Here is a 15271-nt window from a genome sequence, read left to right as displayed (position 1 = left end):
AAGTTCAATAGGGGCAGAGCCGGTTGAATTAATCGGTTTCATGCGCCATACAAACCCTCTAATTCACCAAAATTTATCTTGGATTTTTCCTTTGCTTGAGCCTAAAATAGTATGGAATCAAAGAAGTCCGTTTAAATTTAAACCGCAGACGAGTCAATTAGGCATTCAACATTTGGATGCAACCATAAAAAAGAAGCAGGGCAGTCGCTGCCAATTTGCTTGGTCAAAATTCGTTTCAAAGCATCTTGCTTGCCCTTGCCGGTAATTAAAAAGATAATCTTTTTCGATTGCATAATGCCTTTCATGCCCACGCAAAGTCCATAAGCGGGTTCTGAACCAGCTGAAAGCGCAGGGTCGTGTTGAATAGTACTTTCAGCCAAAATAGCTTTATGAAAATCAGGCTGTAAAGTTTCTGCAGGCTCATTGAAGGCTATATGACCATTTTTACCTAATCCTAAAATACAAATATCTAAAGGACCATTTACCCCAATAAATTCATTGATTCGCTTGCATTCTGCCTCCACCATTTCGGGAGAGGTATCAAATGTGGTATAACGAGATGTTGGAATGCCTAAAGGACCTAACAAATGTTGATGCAGGTAGGTTTCACAAGAATCTTTGTGCGACAAGGGGATAATACCCCATTCATCCATTTTAATCACGCGCATTTGCTGAAAAACTTCCTTCTTTTTAGCCATTTCTGCATACATTCCAGTAGGACTTCCACCTGTAGCAGCGCAAAATAGAAGAGAAGGATTTGCCTCCACTTCTTGTACAATAATAGATGAAGCCTTTTCAGAAAGAGCTGCGTATGAATCTAAATAAGTAATGTTCATAAAAAACTATATTTTCAAATCTCTGTCGGCCATCCACTGAATCATATTAACATCTCGATGGTCAAAAAACTGACTAGAGTTCAAATCTAAGGATTTTATTTCATTTAGATCCGATTCACTTAAAGCAAAATCGAAAATGGAGAAATTTTCAATCATTCGAGACTTGGTATACAATTTGATTGACAGCAGCAATAATTTCTGCACCAAACATCATCAAATCCATCTCTTTGAATCAACAATTTGGTTGTAATAAACAAATCTTCCCTAGCAACTCTGCTGAATGGCATTTCCAACTGCCTCCTCGTTCATATATGAAGCAACAGTATCTATGGAACGATATCCTACTACATTGCCAGTTCATCGGATTCGGTTTGTGCCATTGGAATCAAAAAAGAAGATTTTGAGAAAGATAAAAATTGCTGATTTATTGTATGAGTTTTTAGCGAAAAAAGGATTAAATTAGTATTCTCCCACTCAGCAGAGCTGAGCGGGAGTGTAAAATAAGAACCTATGAACCGCAGATCCTTTTTACAATCAACAGCCTTGGCAGGGGGCGGATTTATGTTAAGTTTTTCTGTGTTTGCCACAGGAAAATCAACATCTGTACAGGCCACAAATTCGTTAACAGAGTTAAATGGATTTGTTAAAATTACTTCTGATAACATCATTCAGATTATGTCGCCGAACCCAGAGGCGGGACAAGGCGTAAAAACCTCAATGCCCATGATTGTGGCAGAGGAGTTGGATGTTGATTTTAAAAAAATTCAAGTTATTCAAGCCGATTTAGATACCAAGCATTTTACCCGACAATTTATAGGAGGCAGTCAGGCCATTCATTCGGGTTGGAACACGCTTCGCAATGCAGGTGCTACGGCTCGACAACTATTACGCCAAGCGGCAGCTCAACAATGGCAAGTTCCGGTAGAAGAAATTACAACTGATAAAGGAGTCTTAATCCATCAAAAATCTGGCAAAAAAGCTACTTATGGCGAATTGGCCGATTTGGCAAGTAAGTTAGAGGTTCCTAAAAATGTTCCTTTGAAATCGGTCAAAGACTTCAACATCATTGGACATTCGCAACAAAATGTTGACATCAAAAAAATTGTTACCGGTCAACCTTTATATGGCATAGACACCCATAAACCAGGCATGTTGCATGCCATGGTTGTACATCCACCAGCTTTTGGTTTAACGTTAAAAAGTTTTGATGCAACACCCATCAAAAAAATGAAAGGCATTGTAGATGCCTTTTCCATCAAAATTTTTAACGAAAACTACGAAAAAACCTTTTTCGATACCACCACATTTAATGAGGTGATTGCCATTGTTGGAACTTCAACCTGGGCAGTTATGAAAGCTAAAAAAGAAGTAAAAGCTGAATGGCAGCCGATTACTTCTTACACGCAAAATCGAAACATGTTGGGCCGGAAATTGGTGGAAAAAATTCCAGCAGGATTGGAAAATACCAACACTCATTTGTCCCAAATGAAGGAACAATTGAACAAACCAGCCACTGTTCGAAGAAAAGACGGAAATGTAGACGAAGCCTTTAAAAATGCTGCAAAAGTGATTGAAAGGACGTACAATGGTCCTTATCTGGCCCACAATTGTATGGAACCTATGAATTTTTTTGCAGATGTGAAAGGCGATAAAATAGAATTATCAGGCCCCTTGCAAAAACCCGAGTTTACAGAACAAGCTCTTTCGGCCCGATTAAACATCCCAGTTGAAAACATCGACATTAAAATGACTCGCTTAGGTGGGGGATATGGTCGAAGATCTTATGCCCACTGGTTAATAGAAGCCGCTTTAATATCGCAACAAGTTAAAGCACCGGTAAATTTATTGTACACCCGTGAAGACGACATGACAGCCGGAATTTACCGTTCAACCTATACCGCAACGTATCGAGCTGCCTTGGATGCAAATAACAATTTGATTGGTTTCCATGTAAAAGCTGGTGGAATTCCAGAGTCACCCTTATATGCCAACCGTTTCCCAGCAGGAGCGGTGGACAATTATTTGGCTGAAGATTGGACCATTGATTCTAACATTACTGTCGGTTCCTTCCGTGCACCACGTTCCAATTTTATTGCGGCAGCAGAACAATCCTTTTTGGATGAAGTGGCTGAAGTGGCAGGAAAAGATCCCATAGATTTCCGATTGGAATTATTGCATCGAGCCCAAGAAAAACCAGTGGGCCAAAACAATGAGTACGAAGCAGATCGCTATGCGAAAGTAATTGAATTGGCCAGAAAGCAATCGAACTGGGATACACTAAAAAAATCAAAAAAATTAGGCTTTTCTGCCTATTTCTGTCACGATTCATACGCTGCCCACGTAATTGACCTTGAAATCAAAAATGGAGAGCCTATCGTAAATAAAGTATATTGCGCCATCGATTGTGGAATTGTCATTAATCCCGACGGATTATATAATTTGGCAGAAGGAAGCATTGTAGACGGTATCGGAACGGCCATGTACGGCAAAATGACCATCGAAAACGGCGTACCACAGGCCAACAATTTCCATACTTACCGCATGATTCGCATGAATGAAGCCCCAAAAGCCATTGATGTGCAATATGTAAAAAACGAAATTGACCCCTCTGGCATGGGAGAACCCGCTTATCCACCCGTATTTGCGGCCTTAGCAAATGCCTTGTATCAAGCTAAAGGGAAGAGGCTGTATAACCAGCCGTTTGTGGAGGAACTTAGCTGAGAATAAATTGTAAAAGTTTTATAAGATGATAGATTTCCTAAAAGCTAGTATAATTTGTGGTTTACTTTCAGTATTTGTTTTACTTGTTAAAAAAAATGCGATAAGATCCTTTTCAGATTACGTATTATCTTTTTTTATATTATTTCAAATTTGGACTGTTACTATTTACATTTTAATTTTTACTGGAACCATTTTAGAAGTTCCCTTCTTTTACCGTACAGCTGCACCAATAACATTTTTAATTCCACCATTAGGATATTTTTATGTAAGATCTATGTTATTTAATGAACAAAAGTTCAATAAAATAGACATCTTACATTTATTACCCTTCCTTTTCTTTAGTATAAATTATTTACCTTTTTATTTGCGTCCTAATTCGGAAAAAATTCAACTGATTATTCAAATTATAAATGACAAAAATTTTTCCATTCAAAAACAACAAGGATTATTTTCAGAAAATCTATTTTTTTTATTTAGACCAATTCAAGCTATTATTTATTTAATTTTTCAATGGGAACTCATTTATAAATTCAATTCTAAAAATCCTAATCAAAAAATAGCAATTCAAATAAAATTAGTCCTTAATTGGTTGAAAGTTTTTACTGCAGCAAATACCTGTATACTTTTAGCATTGTTAAGTTCAATTGCACTATATTTTTCAATTGAAAATTTATTTAGTAACAATTTCTTAAACCTAATACCCAACCTTTTACTTGGAATTTCTTTTTTTGTTATTTGTACTTATTTGCTAATTTATCCACAAACACTTACTGGTTTACCATTCGTAAAATATAAAGAAACAAAATCTAAACTTATTGAAAATGAATTGGATAAAATTCCATTTATTTATGGAGATTATTCAAAAGAAATTGAACAGTTAGAAACTTATTTTGATAATTCAAAAGCTTATTTAAAACCCAACTTGACAGTAAGTCAGGTAGCAGTTGAAGCAAATATCCCTATTAGAGACTTATCTTATATTATAAATAATTATTACGATAAGCGCTTTAATGATTATCTAAATGAAAAGCGATTATCGCATTTTTTACAAAAGCTAAATAAAGAAACACTTAATAATTTTACAATTGAGGCCGTTGCTTTAGAATCTGGATTTTCATCCAAAAGCTCATTTTATAGAGCCTTTAACCGTTTTTATAACAGTACACCATCTGAATATCTTTCTGGATTTGAAATCTAAAAATTATGTGTAAACAAATTTGTAATTAGTTTCAGATTCGGAATATGGGATAAACCTAAAAGAAAAATAATAGGCGATATTATTGGCTAAATGTAGTTTTATTTTCAAATAAATAAATGCATTTAACATGAAAAAAATAGTTCTACAACTATTGACCTTATTTTTCATTACTCCCAACCTATATAGTCAAAAACTAAACTTATCTTTTGGTAGAAATATATCGACCTATCATTTAGAAAATTCTCAAGGCTATCAAGTAGATTACTTAAAATCTGGAACTGGTAATACAATACAAGCAACATTTTTAGGGAATTTTTTAGATACATTGAACCTACAATCAAAATCTCCTGAAAAGGTATTAAAATTTTCAAAAAAACCACTTTTATCGAAAATTTTAAGTCAATTTACATATAGTGCAGGCATCCAAATGTCCCAACTAAATGCCGTAGGTAATATCCAACAAATTGCCCTGCTTTATAACACAGATTACCTAGGAGCCACGATCGGCTTAGGTTATGTGCTTCATTTGGTAAAACGATTTTCCATCCATGCAGAAACACAAATAATTGCTAATAAATTACTTCAAGGACAACAACAAACTGCCAGCTCATTTTATTCGCTTTCAGGAAATTCACAGTTTGATGGAATAAAATTTTTCAAAGGATTTCGACTTGCAATTACTGCCAAAGTCAATACAACTACTGACTTAATTATTTCCTACAATTATCAATCTTCCTTAATCCCTTCGGAATCAAACACAGGAAAATTAACCATAGACAGTCAATTGCTGGCAATTGGACTAACACTTGCCATAAACTAGTTTTAAAAACAATAATTTGATGAAAAAATTTTATGCAATTCTTTTACTTCTTTTCATTTCAAATCATTCTTTTTCGCAAAGTGAGAAGGGTATTCATTACCAGGCAGTAATTTTAGATCCAAAACCTTTAGATGTTCCTGGGATAGCAATTACCGGCCAACCATTATCCAATGGAAAAGTTTGGGTTAAATTTTCATTAAAAAATATCTCCGAAATTGAATACGAGGAGGTTCAACAAACTATTACTGATGAATTTGGTTTAATAATTCTTACCATTGGAAAAGGAGAAGTTTTAAAAAATAATGGAAAATACCCAAATTTTGATGCCATTCAATGGGATTCAAATACAAAATCTTTACAAGTAAGTATCAATTTTGATGGAGGAAATAATTATAAAGAAGTCAGCAATCAACCCTTAAATTACACACCTTATGCCTTTTATGCAGAATCTGTAGATTATAAAAATGTACGATCTGCACCCAAAAACTTAAGTGATTTCGCCAATGATGTAGGTTTTTTGGTCAATAAAGATTTGGAACCCATTAACAAGGAGATTAAAAATAACACAAATAACATATTGTCACTTGGTACCGAATTATCAAACTTTGAATCAAAAAATGCGAATGCATTTTTAATTGTTGATCAACAAATTCATTCCATCAACTCAACCTTGCAAACAGATTCAACAAAAATTTTACAATTAGCAAATTCGGTTACTACATTAAATAATGCACAAGCTGCGTTCAATAAACGGTTAAACGATAATTCAAATCAAATTGAACAGGTGTTACATTTTTCAGAAACCATCCAAAGTACTGTCAATAATTTAGGAGGCACTTTTGAAAATCTAAATAATAAATCAACAAGTATCCAAAATGATGCAACCTCAACATCTAAATATCCTTCAGTAAAACTTATCAAAGATTATGTTGATGCAACGATTGGTACCGCTACTTCTTCAGTCACAGATATCACCAAAGAACCCATTATTTTAGCTGGGACCAGTTCGCAATATTACAGAGGTGATAAATCTTGGCAGATATTAGATAAAACGGCAGTTAATTTAGGAAATGTCGACAATACCGCTGATGTCAATAAACCCATTTCAACAGCACAGCAAACTGCGCTGAATCTAAAAGCAAATACGTCGGATGTAAATACTTCTTTGGCATTAAAAGAAGATGCCAACAATAAATCAACTGATATTACTGCTGATGCAACATCCACAACAAAATATCCTTCCGTAAAAATTATCAAAGACTATGTAGATGCCACTATTTCTTCGGGGGTAGCTGATGCCTCATCAAGTTTAAAAGGAAAAATTAAATTAACTGGCGATTTGGCCGGCACGGCAGACTCACCAACTGTTCCCGGATTACTGACAAAAGAACCCAGTATTTTAGCAGGAACCAGTTCGCAATATTACAGAGGTGATAAATCTTGGCAGACATTGGATAAATCGGCCGTGGATTTAGCGAATGTCGACAATACCGCTGATGTCAACAAACCTGTTTCAACGGCACAGCAGACTGCGCTGAACTTGAAAGCAAATACCTTGGATGTAAATACTTCTTTGGCGTTGAAGGAAGATGCCAATAATAAATCAACTGATATTACTGCAGATGCAACATCCACAACAAAATATCCTTCCGTAAAAATTATCAAAGACTATGTAGATGCCACTGTTTCATCGGGGGTAGCTGATGCCTCATCAAGTTTAAAAGGAAAAATTAAATTAACTGGCGATTTAGCCGGCACGGCAGACTCACCAACTGTTCCCGGATTACTGACAAAAGAACCCAGTATTTTAGCTGGAACCAGCTCGCAATATTACAGAGGTGATAAATCTTGGCAGACATTGGATAAATCTGCTGTGAATTTAGGAAACGTTGACAATATCGCTGATGTCAATAAACCCGTTTCAACAGCACAGCAGACTGCTCTTGATGCCAAAGCAAACAAGAGCTATGTAGATCAAAATTTTGTTGACAGGACAACAGACTATCAGAGCATTACTGGATTCAAACTTTTTGGAAATAATATTGGAATGGATCTAAAACCGAATGGAGTTCCTTCAATTATTGAATTTGAAAATGGAAGTAAATTAGGAGACATTCAAAATATAAATGAAATGGATCCTGATTCGAGAGGTTCTATAGATTTATTTGCACCTTGGGGGGCAGAATGGACTCAACTAAATTATGGCAATTATAATTACTTAACACTTAAAGAAAACGAATCCACAATTGAATTTGGTCCTTTAAAATGGACTTTTAATGGTAATAATGGTAACGCAATATTTCCGAGAAATTTAATTGTTGGAGACAATCCAGATGACCCGACCACTATCAGTTCAACGAATCCTGACTTTACCTTGCGATATAATGATGACAATCAAAATCCAACTTATATTACTGGAATAAAGTTTACCGAAGATGATGCTAACATTTTAGTGGGAGATCCTAATAGAAACCAGTATAGATGGCGATTTAAAGATGATGGAGCTACCTATGTTCCTGGAAATATATTTCTGGGAAATAATTCAATTGATCCAACGACCATCACCACTACAAATAACGACTTCACCATACAATACAATGATGCCAATTACCATCCTACGTATATTTCTGGCAGCAAGTATACAGAAGAAGGTGTCCAATTATTTACTGGAGATCCAGCCAATTTACAAACATGGTATTTCAGTGATGATGGATCAACTAGATTCCCTGGTTTAATTAAAATTGGAAATACACAATTCCCAAGCGTTTCAGGGGATACAGGAGATGTACTAACTATACAGGCAGATGGAACAGCCGACTGGCAAGCACCTACTGTTGGTGGAGCTAATAACATTCCAGATGCTAATACATCCACAACAGGATTGTTAACCTCTACTGACTATACACGATTTGATAACAAGCAAGATGCCCTGACAAATCCAATTACAGGAACTGGCACAAACAATACCGGTGAATTAGCCTTTTATGATGGGACAAATAGTATTAATTCAGACTCAAAATTATACTGGAACAATTTAACTAAGAGGTTGGGCATTGGAATGAACACTCCAAATTTTCCTCTAGTAGTTAGACAAAATAGTACAGATGAATACGGCATTCAATTATCTTCTCCAGAAAAAACTCCTTCTAGTGCAAATGGTTCTTCTATTGGATTTGTATCAGAAACAAATAACCCATCATCTCCTTATAAGGGTCTATTCCAATTAGATGGGGATGGCAATATGGTTTTCCGAACCATGCAGGCGGATATGTATTTTGATAATTTCAATGACCCAGGTCAATTATTACAGCCAAATTATTCAACAATTAATTTCCGAATTGGACCTGAAGCTGGCCAAAAAAAAGGAATGGGGTTAAATAGTGACGGAAATTTACATGTAGATGGCACCATAGAATCTAGTAACATTTCAATAAGCTCAGATATTCGATTAAAACAAAATATTTTTCCCTTAAAAAATTCAATTGATTTAATTAAACAATTAAATCCAGTCAAATATGATAAAAAACAAACTTTAAAAGATGATAAATATGCAATTCATGAAAACGGATTCATTGCCCAAGAAGTCCAAAAAATATTACCCCAATTGGTAAAAGAATCAGACGATAAGGATAAAATTTTGAGTTTAAATTACATAGGGATTATCCCAATCCTTACCAAAGGAATCCAAGAACAACAACAAATAATAGAGACACAAAACAAGCGAATTGAAAAATTAGAGAAAATTGTAAATTCTTTACTAAAACCTTAACCCATCGTCTTTTCCTTTTGCAAAAGCCTTGGAGAAATCAATTTTATTCACCTGTTTGGCAATGAAATTAATACCTTGTAAAAGGTGATTCAAATAGGTGGGGTCCTGGTAATTTTCTTTGGCATGGCCAAGGGTTGTAATCCAAACGTGTCCACCCTGAAAGTTTTGGGTCCAAACTGCTGGAAAATAATTACCAAATACTCCTTTATTTTTGTCGATAAGGTCTTTTTGCGAAATATCTAAGCTTGAAACCTCATGCATCATTAGTGTTTGGATACCGGGGTATAATTCTGCTCCAAAATAACACTCGTCTTCTTTTGTCCATTTCAAGGGAACTCCCTTCATGGATGAGTGAGAAGGTGCAATATTGATAACTTTAAATGGCTGGAATTTCGCATGCCAAGTAAATGTTTCACCAACCATCATTTTGAACCAGTTCCACTTGCGTTCGGTGCCTGTAACTGAATGAACGCCTACAAATCCACCTCCAGCTTCCATATATCTACGAAAGGCTAAGCGCTGTTGATCATTGTCGAAAACATCATTGTTAGTACTTGTAAAAATCAGAAGCTTATATTTTGATAGATTCTTTTCTTCAAAAACTGAAGGATCTGCAGAAACATCTACCTTAAAGTGATTTTCTTTTCCTAATTGCTGAACGGCCGCAACAGCAGAAGGGATATTATCGTGAACGTAACCTGTTCCGTTTTTCGTATAAACCAACACTGAAAACGAATGTTGTGCAAAGGTTGAAAAAGCACAAAAAAGAAATAGAATGGTAGTTTTAATCATTTTACTCCGTATTTATCAATTAAATAAATTATTGCTGCCATGTTCACTGCACCCAAATGCAATTCTCTTTTATTCACATTTTCAAACACATCCGTTTTCGCATGATGTAAATCAAAATAGCGCTGACTATCAGGGATGAGGCCTGCCAAGATGGTTGATTTATTAACACCTAACATTGGAGCAATATCCGTTCCACCACCTCCAGTAGTAATTTCAGATCCATAGGGCTTCAAAAGGGGAGTCCAAGACTGAAATTTAGCCAATTGGGCAGGAGGGGCCGTTATTCCTATAGAACGTGGTGTAAATCCACCTTCATCACTTTCGAAAACAAAAATGTGATTTTCTTTATTGATTTTGGCTTGATTTGCATATTCGTTACCGCCACGTACTCCATTTTCTTCATTGGCGAAAAGCACAAAACGAATGCTTCGTTTCGGCTTATAGTTTAAGGTTTTAAAAACCCGCAAAACTTCCATGGTTTGTACAATTCCAGCACCGTCGTCATGCGCTCCTTCGTTCACATCCCAGGAATCTAAATGTCCACCTAAAGTAATGAATTCATCAGGAAATTCAGATCCTCGAATTTCTGCGATTACATTGCTTTCATCGGCATCTGGAAGGAAGAATCCATAAGTCTGTAATTGAACTTTAACAGGTCCACTTTTTGCTAGTCCAAACAGCATTTTTGCGTCATTGGGACCCAAGGCTACAGCTGGTATTTTTGGATAGGCTTCATCATACGTCATGCTTCCTGTGTGGGGCATATTATCAGGAGCAGTACTCAAAGAATGAATCATGATCGCTTTTGCACCATATTTTGCTGCTCTGCTAGCCCCAGCTCTACGAAATGCGCCACTTTCGCCATAGGCCTTAAATGTTTGAATTTTCGTTGGATCGAAAACACTATGGTAATAAACAATTTTGCCTTTCACCTCATCCTTTCGTTTTTCCAATTCATCAAAACTTGTAATAGCTACTACTTCGGCTTCTATCAAACCATTAGAACTCAACGAATTTCCTAAGGCAAATGCTGCCAGTGGTTGCATTCTTGCTTCACCATTGACTCCAACGATTGCAACATAATCATTACCACCGCGTTTCCAATTGGGAGTTTTACAAGGCTGTAAATACACTTTATCAGCCCCAATCGCCTCTAAACTTTTCTTCCCCCACACAATTGCATTTTGTTGCTGCGGAGAGCCGGCCAATCGACCACCTATTTTTTTAGTTAATTCATACAAAAGATCATAGGCCTTCCCATTTGTCATGATCTCATCCGACATCTTTTTGATAAATAAACTATCGATGTTTGATTGAGCATTTGACAAAAAAGGCAATGCCAATAAAGGCAGGAAATGTAATTTCATAGATAAATAAGGAAAATGCTTTTAAAGATAGGGAATCTAAAACAAAAAAGCCTTTCGATTGAAAGGCTTTTTTTGTGATCCCGCTGGGATTCGAACCCAGGACCCATACATTAAAAGTGTATTGCTCTACCAACTGAGCTACGGAATCATCAAGCTTACGCTTGTATATTTTTAGTGACCCACTCTGGAGTCCTATGTGAGCCTTTGCCACTGGCAAGTCTCATTTGCAAATCAGAAACTTTTTTCCCTTATTGCGGTGCAAAACTAAGATAGTTTTTTGAATTATGCAAATACAATCCCTAAATAAAATTATATTTTTCTTTATCTTTTTTTTCACAATCGCTCAAATTGCTAATTCCCAAATAGATAGAGTAGAAATTGAAAAGGCAGATTTGTTATTTAAAAATAACCATTTGCTAGAAGCTGAAAAAATCTATAACCAAAATTTAGAAAGCAATAAACCCGCACAGAAACAAATCTTGTTAAAACTTGCCTTCATTGCCAAAGAAAAAAATAACTGGTTAGACGAATTATATTTCTTGTCTTCTTATCAATCCCAAAAAGCCAGCTGGGCCATTTCTAAACGAATGAATGAAATAGCCGAAAAAAGAAAGCTTAAAGGATACGATCTGGACATCTGGGCGCGTTTACAATGGTTTTACTTCAATTATTACGGCTACATAATTTCTATTTTAATTTTCCCCGCAATTTTAATGGGACTAAGCCTTTTTCTTAAAAAAATCCAAAACCAATCTTTTTCAAAAAATCAAGTTGGAATTTTCTTAATCTACCTCATTATCTTATTGGCAATCAATAATTTTCCATCGTTTATCTCGCAAGGACTTTGTGCAAATACAAAAACCTATGCACGCAACTTTGCCTCTTCTGCAGCACCTGTGGTTCAAATTCTACCAAAGGGCACACATATAAATTACATTTTCAAAAGGGGAGATTGGGTCCCTTGCCTGATTGAAGGGGAAATTGGTTATATCAAAACCAAAGATTTATTGTTTATCGACTAGTGTAATATCGCAAAACTTAAATCGAGCCAAAGGTCTGCCTCAGATGGATTGCCTAAAATACCTTTAAATTTTAGGTCCGCATTTTTAATCTGTTCCAAAATCTGAACCACCTTAGGTAAACTGTAATTTTTTCGGGCAATCACATAATCACGAACAAAATAAGGATTTACCTCAATTTCGCGAGCCAATTCACTATCTGAAACATTTCCAGCATCATGGGCCAATAAAACCTTAGTGAAAAAATTAAACAATTGTATCAAACAAGGTGCAATCGGATTTTGTTTTACCTGCTGTGCAAAATGAAAAGCAATCTTAGATGCCTTAGCCACATCTTTATAGGCAATAGCTTTTTGCAATTCAAAATAATTATACTCTTTACTTAATCCAATGTATTTTTCAACTTCTTCTGAACCTACAACTGTATTTTTGGGTAAATTAATTATTAATTTGTCGGCCTCAAAAGCAATTCGTTTCAAATCTGTTCCCACAAAGGATACCATCAAATCTAATGTCTCGGGATTAATTTGAAGTCCATTTTGCAACAAATAATCTTTCAACCAAGCAGCCACTTTATCTTCCTTCACCTTTGGAGAACTTACCACCACCGCCTGATTTTTTACGGAAGAAAATATTTTAGCTTTATCAGTCAAGGCAGTTTTAACCGTAAAAACCAAAAGGGTAGAAGGCATGGGATTTTTCAAATACTCTTCCCAAAGCTTCAAATCATCAATTCCTTTATCTTTACTATCCGATTTTCCCTTCCCTATACTTTCTAAAAAACTTGCCTCTTTTACCAAAATAACCTGCCTTTCGGCCATCATTGGAAATCGACGAGCATTCGAAAGAATAGCAGCTAGGGTTTGGTCTTTACCATAAAAAATAAATTGATTGAATCCCTTTTCTGATTCATCTAAAACATTGGCCTCAAATGAATCTGTCAATAAATCGATAAAATATGGCTCATCCCCATGAATTATATAAATTGGGGCTAAATTTTTGGACTTAATGTCCTTTAAAACTTCTTGTGGACTTTTATTCATATTGACCCTGCAAAGATAGAAAAGCTTTCTTTCAAATTAATCTAAATTCTTATTTTCCCTTATTTTTTATAATTTTACAGGATGAAGATCACAAAAAATACAGTCGTACTTTTAAGTTACGAATTATCTTTCCCAGACGAAAACGGAAATCCTGAATTAGCAGAAATCGTAAATGCAGAAGAGCCCATGGGCTTTATTCAAGGCATGAGTGGCTTACCAGAAAGCTTTGAGAATAATTTAGAAGGCCTAGCAGTTGGAGATACGTTTGATTTTTCCATAGAACCAGAAGATGCTTATGGCAAAATTGACCCAAATGCCATTGTAGATTTGCCTAAAAATCTGTTCCAAATTGATGGAAAAGACAATGAAGAGCTTTTAAAAATCGGAAATTTCATCCCGATGACAGACGATCAAGGAAATCGTATGCAAGGTATGATCATTCAAATCAAACCAGAAACGGTTACAATGGACTTTAACCACCCTTTAGCAGAAAAAACATTAATGTTTAAAGGCCAGGTATTAGAGGTAAGAGCTGCAACTGCAGAGGAAATCGACCACGGACACGTTCATGGAACAGGTGGGGTGCAACATTAATTGTTAATTGTTAATTGTTAATTGTTAATTGTTAATTGTGAATTGTTAATTGTGAATTGTTAATTGTTAATTGTTAATTGTGAATTGTTAATTGTGAAAATCGGTTTTGATCAAATATTCATGGATTTAGCGCAAAATTTGGCGCAAAAATCTCATTGTACCAAGGCACAAGTGGGGGCTGTGTTGACAAAAGACACACGCATTATATCAATTGGGTATAATGGTCCGCCGGCTGGAACACATAATTGCGATGAAGAATTTGGGCCAGATGGATGTCCGAGAGACTCTAAAGGTTCTTGCTCCTTGGCATTGCACGCTGAACAAAACGCAATACTTTATGCGTCTAAAAACGGAGCAAGTGTAGAAGGTTCAACCCTTTATGTGACATTATCTCCTTGCATTTCATGTGCAAGAATTATCTATTCAATGAAGATAGAAAAGGTGATTTTTTTGAAATCTTATGCAGCCTACAAAGGAATACCAAGCGATGAAGGGGTTGATTTTCTGAGGAGATTTGGGGTTGAGGTGGTGCAGTATGTAAAGAATTAAAGATTAATTTATTGTCCATAAAAAAAATGTTGTAGATTGAGGAAAAAATGCTTTTCGATGAAAAAGCTACTTTATCTATTTATATTTTTTACTATTATAAATCCTAGCCTTAGTTTCGGACAACAATTCAGTATGTCCAGTTTTGGAAACCTAAATAGCTACCCAACCTTTTCAAACCCCACAGTTTTTAAAAATAATAATTCCTGTATACAAATTGAAAACGGTTTAATTATTTATTTGGGTGCTAGATCTACAGGTGAATTTGTAATCACCTGTGAAATATCCAATCAATTAAAAGACAATTATCTACTTATTTTCCCTAATCCTCTTAAGTCTAATGCACTGGTAAAATTTGCAAAGCAAATACCGTTAGAAGATAAATATATTTTAAGAATCTATTCAATTCTAGGATTAATAGTCAAACAGAGTGAAGAAACTGGAATTTCAATTTTAAATGGATTAAACATAGATTTTAGTAATCTAGCACCAGGAACTTATTTTATTTCAATAGAATCTCCTCTTTTTATAACTTCTACTAAAGTCTTGAAAGTTGATTAAATTTT

General features: G+C 35.3%; 14 protein-coding genes and 1 tRNA gene. 9 read left to right on the top strand and 6 right to left on the bottom strand.

Annotated features, from left to right (window positions below; all coding sequences use genetic code 11):
• Positions 1-137 precede the first annotated feature (137 nt).
• Complete coding sequence (locus EOJ36_RS00715) at positions 138-836, bottom strand: 6-phosphogluconolactonase (RefSeq protein ID WP_127802100.1); 699 nt, start codon at positions 834-836, stop codon at positions 138-140.
• A 6-nt stretch (positions 837-842) separates the two neighbouring features.
• Positions 843-992 carry a hypothetical protein gene (locus EOJ36_RS11910; protein ID WP_164847800.1) on the bottom strand — a complete coding sequence of 50 codons (150 nt, stop codon included), beginning with the start codon at positions 990-992 and terminating at the stop codon, positions 843-845.
• A 124-nt stretch (positions 993-1116) separates the two neighbouring features.
• On the opposite strand from EOJ36_RS11910, the gene EOJ36_RS11905 reads away from it, so the two are divergent.
• The 5 genes from EOJ36_RS11905 (at position 1117) to EOJ36_RS00690 (ending at position 9344) form a co-directional block, all read left to right on the top strand.
• Complete coding sequence (locus EOJ36_RS11905; RefSeq protein WP_164847799.1) at positions 1117-1299, top strand: hypothetical protein; 183 nt, start codon at positions 1117-1119, stop codon at positions 1297-1299.
• Positions 1300-1346: 47 nt separating this feature from the next.
• A complete protein-coding gene (locus EOJ36_RS00705) occupies positions 1347-3557 on the top strand; it encodes a xanthine dehydrogenase family protein molybdopterin-binding subunit (RefSeq protein WP_127802099.1) in 2211 nt (736 codons plus the stop codon).
• 25 nt (positions 3558-3582) lie between these two features.
• Positions 3583-4755 carry a helix-turn-helix domain-containing protein gene (locus EOJ36_RS00700; protein ID WP_127802098.1) on the top strand — a complete coding sequence of 391 codons (1173 nt, stop codon included), beginning with the start codon at positions 3583-3585 and terminating at the stop codon, positions 4753-4755.
• A gap of 127 nt (positions 4756-4882) precedes the next feature.
• Positions 4883-5575 carry a hypothetical protein gene (locus tag EOJ36_RS00695; protein ID WP_127802097.1) on the top strand — a complete coding sequence of 231 codons (693 nt, stop codon included), beginning with the start codon at positions 4883-4885 and terminating at the stop codon, positions 5573-5575.
• A 19-nt stretch (positions 5576-5594) separates the two neighbouring features.
• Positions 5595-9344: a tail fiber domain-containing protein gene (locus tag EOJ36_RS00690; RefSeq protein WP_127802096.1), complete on the top strand. Its 3750-nt coding sequence runs from the start codon at positions 5595-5597 to the stop codon at positions 9342-9344.
• On the opposite strand, the gene EOJ36_RS00685 is transcribed toward EOJ36_RS00690, so the two are convergent.
• The 3 genes from EOJ36_RS00685 to EOJ36_RS00675 all read right to left on the bottom strand — a co-directional run bounded on the left by EOJ36_RS00685 (position 9333) and on the right by EOJ36_RS00675 (position 11651).
• Complete coding sequence (locus EOJ36_RS00685; RefSeq protein WP_127802095.1) at positions 9333-10136, bottom strand: ThuA domain-containing protein; 804 nt, start codon at positions 10134-10136, stop codon at positions 9333-9335. The genes EOJ36_RS00690 and EOJ36_RS00685 overlap by 12 nt on opposite strands.
• The gene (locus EOJ36_RS00680; RefSeq protein WP_127802094.1) at positions 10133-11503 is read right to left on the bottom strand and encodes a M20/M25/M40 family metallo-hydrolase; all 1371 of its coding nucleotides are present in this window, start codon (positions 11501-11503) and stop codon (positions 10133-10135) included. The genes EOJ36_RS00685 and EOJ36_RS00680 overlap by 4 nt, the downstream gene beginning before the upstream one ends.
• Before the next feature lie 75 nt (positions 11504-11578).
• Positions 11579-11651 (bottom strand) — tRNA-Lys (locus tag EOJ36_RS00675).
• A gap of 136 nt (positions 11652-11787) precedes the next feature.
• Here EOJ36_RS00675 and EOJ36_RS00670 point away from each other — a divergent pair.
• Entirely contained in the window at positions 11788-12525 is a 738-nt protein-coding gene (locus EOJ36_RS00670) for an SH3 domain-containing protein (protein ID WP_127802093.1), read from the top strand.
• Here EOJ36_RS00670 and holA read toward each other — a convergent pair.
• On the bottom strand, positions 12522-13565 hold the full coding sequence (gene holA / locus EOJ36_RS00665; protein ID WP_127802092.1) for a DNA polymerase III subunit delta: 1044 nt from the start codon (positions 13563-13565) through the stop codon (positions 12522-12524). The two genes, EOJ36_RS00670 and holA, sit on opposite strands and share 4 nt — an antisense overlap.
• An 81-nt stretch (positions 13566-13646) precedes the next feature.
• On the opposite strand from holA, the gene EOJ36_RS00660 reads away from it, so the two are divergent.
• From EOJ36_RS00660 to EOJ36_RS00650, 3 genes are all read left to right on the top strand, one after another.
• Complete coding sequence (locus EOJ36_RS00660) at positions 13647-14159, top strand: FKBP-type peptidyl-prolyl cis-trans isomerase (protein WP_127802091.1); 513 nt, start codon at positions 13647-13649, stop codon at positions 14157-14159.
• Between the two features lie 120 nt (positions 14160-14279).
• Positions 14280-14708, top strand: a complete 429-nt coding sequence (locus EOJ36_RS00655) for a deoxycytidylate deaminase (RefSeq protein ID WP_127802635.1) — start codon at positions 14280-14282, stop codon at positions 14706-14708.
• 57 nt (positions 14709-14765) lie between these two features.
• Positions 14766-15266 carry a T9SS type A sorting domain-containing protein gene (locus tag EOJ36_RS00650; protein ID WP_127802090.1) on the top strand — a complete coding sequence of 167 codons (501 nt, stop codon included), beginning with the start codon at positions 14766-14768 and terminating at the stop codon, positions 15264-15266.
• Positions 15267-15271 lie beyond the last annotated feature (5 nt).

Source organism: Sandaracinomonas limnophila, assembly GCF_004005965.1.
In the GTDB taxonomy this organism is placed as follows: Bacteria; Bacteroidota; Bacteroidia; order Cytophagales; family Spirosomataceae; genus Sandaracinomonas; species Sandaracinomonas limnophila.
The sequence above is the reverse complement of the archived record's forward strand: the minus strand, read 5'-3'. Positions and strand labels throughout refer to the sequence as shown.